The sequence below is a fragment of the Synergistaceae bacterium genome (assembly GCA_017443945.1).
Lineage (GTDB): Bacteria > Synergistota > Synergistia > Synergistales > Aminobacteriaceae > JAFUXM01.
In genome coordinates, this window is the sequence record JAFSXS010000073.1 from 1 (window position 1) to 3,228 (window position 3,228).

Below are 3,228 nucleotides of genomic sequence, written 5' to 3' on the forward strand. Positions count from 1 at the left end.
ACCCCCCACCCAGGAAGCGCGAATATAATTTACTGGTCAATAACGGGAGCTTCAAACTTTATGAGAGAATCGGCGCTAATTTCAATATAGTTGCTGGAACGAATAAAAATTTTATCCCGCGAAGAAATATTTAATTCTTTGCTTGCAGTGTCATAGCTGATACTCGCACCATCAGTGAAATTAATATTACACTTTTTCGCAGTAATCGTGATATCTTGTCCGGCCGTGATATTAATATTCTTCACGCTGTTAATGTTCAATTCATTATTTGCGCGGTCATAAATAATGCTGGAGCCGTCCGAAAAATTTATCGCGCGTTTATCTTTATCGCCGACTTGAGATTTATTAGTATCGTCATAAACCGCACACACGACGCAGCCAGACTCAAGTCCATTACCCTGCATGACACAAAAAACGTGTTCGCCAATGTCTAAATGATGTTCATCATGATTGCGTAAAGAATTTCTCACACTGACGGGAAGCCAACCTGAAATTAAATTATCTTTGTCCGGGAATTGAATTCGCGCCATATGCCGTGTAGGGTCATAATCACTCACATAGCCAAATCTTGAAATACTTGCCTGTTCACTCATTTAAATTCAGCCTCACTCGTATAACTGGGTAAAATCTGCCGTCTGAGTCTCCGTTAAAATTTATTTCTCGTAATTTCGCGCGGGGTTCGTATAAATTTATCGCTTCAGCAATCTCACTCGATAATAATGCAATTGCGCGGGGTTGAGCTTCGTCTAAGAAAGTTGCGCTGATTCCAAATTCGCGGTCAAGAGGTACAGAAAATTTGTACGTCGTGAGGATAGTCCGCACATTCTGTAAAATCTCCTGTAACTCATTAACCGGAGCAAAATTTATTTCTTGAGGTTTGTCAAGAATTAAATCTATTTCCTGCATTTATTATTTTCCGAGGGCGCGTCTTACTTCCGCAAGATAATCAACGCCGTTTACTCGATAAATGTAATTGAACTTGTCGAGCATTAATCGTTCAATATGGTCGAGCTCAATTTTTATGAAATATACTTCGTGTTCAGTCTCGGACTCTTGTGAATCGCCTACTACGAGATTCCCCAAAGTATTTTTCTTAGTGATAGCCCGGCAAAAAATGTGTAACGGAACTGCACGCATAGTCCCTGAGCCAGCGTCGTATTGCTGGATAGCGCCGTAAATGTCTATCATGTGAGTTATCTCGTTCGCAAGCACATAAAAATTGCTCGGAGTTGCTCGCCATTTAAGACTAAGAGTCGTGCTGTTGAAATGACCTAACACGAGTGAATCGACTACACCTGCAATGCCCGCGCCTTTGACTTCACTTGTCATAGCTTCGAGACTCGGTAATGTCCCGTCAGCGATTCCGGACTCGTCAAAACCGTCAATGTAGACTGCAAAGTTTATAAATTTTTCTGGTATCAAATTCGGCATGCTTATTACCTCCTCATGGCTTCAAATAGTTCGTTAATGTAATCCGGATCGTATTCAAATATGCCTTCGATATCTTCAGCGGGACTCGGAGGCGTCATGAAAATATGCAGAGTCAATTTTCCGTCCATGAGATTAATAATCGCATTCTCTGACTCGATAAATTCGACTCGTCCGCCTAAAATCGCGTCCATAGCCTGCAGTGAATTTAAGTACATGTCAAAACTTGATATTATTGTCCGGATAAGTCTTATTGTCAGAGGTTCGTCTACTTTCTGCCAGAACGTTAAAATAAATTGATTGCTGACATAATCGAACATGCGCCGAATCGGAATAAAAGCGTCTTTCACGTCAGTAACAGCAGGATAACAGCCGGTTCTATTTCCCCAAGCGCGCCACCCTCCAATCCAGTTTAAAGCCGTTACAATGCCTTGAGAGTTCAAATAATTAGCCTGTTCAAGCCCTAAATCAATTTCATCACCATTATCATTGACGCAAGAGTCCATTTGCAATAATTCATTACTTGGGGACTTGTAGGGGATATCGCCCCGCGCCTTGTCTGTCTTGTTCATGAGACCTATTAACTGCGTGCTTAAGTGATAGACTTCATCACCGAGCTTAATTTTTGGCCAGCAGACAATTTGACGTTCAGCCATGTAATTATTTCGATTTTTCCATTCGGGGACTCGTGAATAATTTGGCGCTCCTGCACTATCGCACGGAATATCAATTACAGCCTGAGCCGTGAATATGCCGTTGATGTTATCAGCTTTTGCGCGCATGACAGCAGCTACAGAAGGATTTTCGCTAAATCCCGGAGCACCAATAAGGCCGGGGACGATTCTGAATTTCGGGAAGACTCGATTAATGAGCTCAAGACCTTTATATGCGCCTGTCTGGACATCAATTCCGCCAATGATATCACTTGCAGTTACGTTTTCAGGTTTTGCGAGAGTGAGACTGATTTTGCAGCTTGCAAGACCTGCCATGCTTCCAGTTTGAATAATATCAACAATTGCGTTGCCGTCTGAGTCATAATCAAGCGAATAATCTTGATCACGAACAAAATTTTTGCCGGTCTCGAAAGTTAATCCTGCAGAAATAATTACATTTTGGCCAAGATTAATTTGCGAGTCAAGAATCTCATAATCTGTCAAGGGTTTAATTTCCTTATGCTTGCTGGGGTCAAAGACGTTGATTAACACGCAGGGGGCCATACCGTAAAGCGCAAATTGAGAATAAATAAATTCGCAAAGAGTATATTTTTCCCAGTCATGGCTATAACCGAACGAGTTAATAGCTTCGTCGTAGCTGTAACATAATTGAACTTGATTAACGTTTGACTCGTCCTTCATGAAGATTGGAGCTGTACCAACAATGACGGGTAGACCGGCCTCCATTTGCACGACGGGGATTAAACTTGTAGGAACTTCGCGGGTATACACACCATGTTTGAATGCCATTATTTAGCACCTGCCTTTGCTTGAGCGATTTCATAAAGTCTGTGTTCGCGGGAGCCTGAAGTGTTAATTTTTTCTCTGAATGAGTCTAATTCATCAGGTGGGCAAAATAGATTTTCAATTTCGGGACAAATTTTAATAGCTTCCTTAGTGCTGAAGTCGAAGCCGTTAATGAAAACTTGATATTTTTGCAGACCGAATTTTAACCAGTTAGGGCCGCAATAGACTAGTTGTATCATGTTATTATCACCTCGCACAAATTATATAATAAATTGCATTAATGAGCGGTAAATTTTTTGCTATAAACGAGACTCCAGAGCATAAACTGGGTGGGGGGGTG

At 41.5% G+C, this 3,228-nt stretch carries 5 protein-coding genes; all 5 read right to left on the reverse strand.

The features are described from left to right. Positions 1-29: 29 nt before the first annotated feature. From IJT21_08040 to IJT21_08060, 5 genes are read right to left on the reverse strand one after another with little or no spacing between them, the layout of a single operon-like run. The gene (locus tag IJT21_08040) at positions 30-593 is read right to left on the reverse strand and encodes a phage baseplate assembly protein V (protein ID MBQ7578197.1); all 564 of its coding nucleotides are present in this window, start codon (positions 591-593) and stop codon (positions 30-32) included. Beyond that, the gene (locus IJT21_08045) at positions 586-906 is read right to left on the reverse strand and encodes a GPW/gp25 family protein (protein ID MBQ7578198.1); all 321 of its coding nucleotides are present in this window, start codon (positions 904-906) and stop codon (positions 586-588) included. Before IJT21_08045 ends, IJT21_08040 begins: the two co-directional genes overlap by 8 nt. A gap of 3 nt (positions 907-909) precedes the next feature. Then, the gene (locus IJT21_08050) at positions 910-1,431 is read right to left on the reverse strand and encodes a phage major tail tube protein (GenBank protein MBQ7578199.1); all 522 of its coding nucleotides are present in this window, start codon (positions 1,429-1,431) and stop codon (positions 910-912) included. A gap of 5 nt (positions 1,432-1,436) precedes the next feature. Continuing rightward, complete coding sequence (locus IJT21_08055; GenBank protein MBQ7578200.1) at positions 1,437-2,891, reverse strand: phage tail sheath family protein; 1,455 nt, start codon at positions 2,889-2,891, stop codon at positions 1,437-1,439. Continuing rightward, complete coding sequence (locus IJT21_08060; protein MBQ7578201.1) at positions 2,891-3,127, reverse strand: hypothetical protein; 237 nt, start codon at positions 3,125-3,127, stop codon at positions 2,891-2,893. Before IJT21_08060 ends, IJT21_08055 begins: the two co-directional genes overlap by 1 nt. Positions 3,128-3,228: the final 101 nt, after the last annotated feature.

What these genes read in the sequence shown, in the direction of transcription:
- IJT21_08040 (MBQ7578197.1), bottom strand. Translation starts at nt 593, where the DNA reads ATGAGTGAACAGGCAAGTATTTCAAGATTTGGCTATGTGAGTGATTAT.
- IJT21_08045 (MBQ7578198.1), bottom strand. Translation starts at nt 906, where the DNA reads ATGCAGGAAATAGATTTAATTCTTGACAAACCTCAAGAAATAAATTTT.
- IJT21_08050 (MBQ7578199.1), bottom strand. Translation starts at nt 1,431, where the DNA reads ATGCCGAATTTGATACCAGAAAAATTTATAAACTTTGCAGTCTACATT.
- IJT21_08055 (MBQ7578200.1), bottom strand. Translation starts at nt 2,891, where the DNA reads ATGGCATTCAAACATGGTGTGTATACCCGCGAAGTTCCTACAAGTTTA.
- IJT21_08060 (MBQ7578201.1), bottom strand. Translation starts at nt 3,127, where the DNA reads ATGATACAACTAGTCTATTGCGGCCCTAACTGGTTAAAATTCGGTCTG.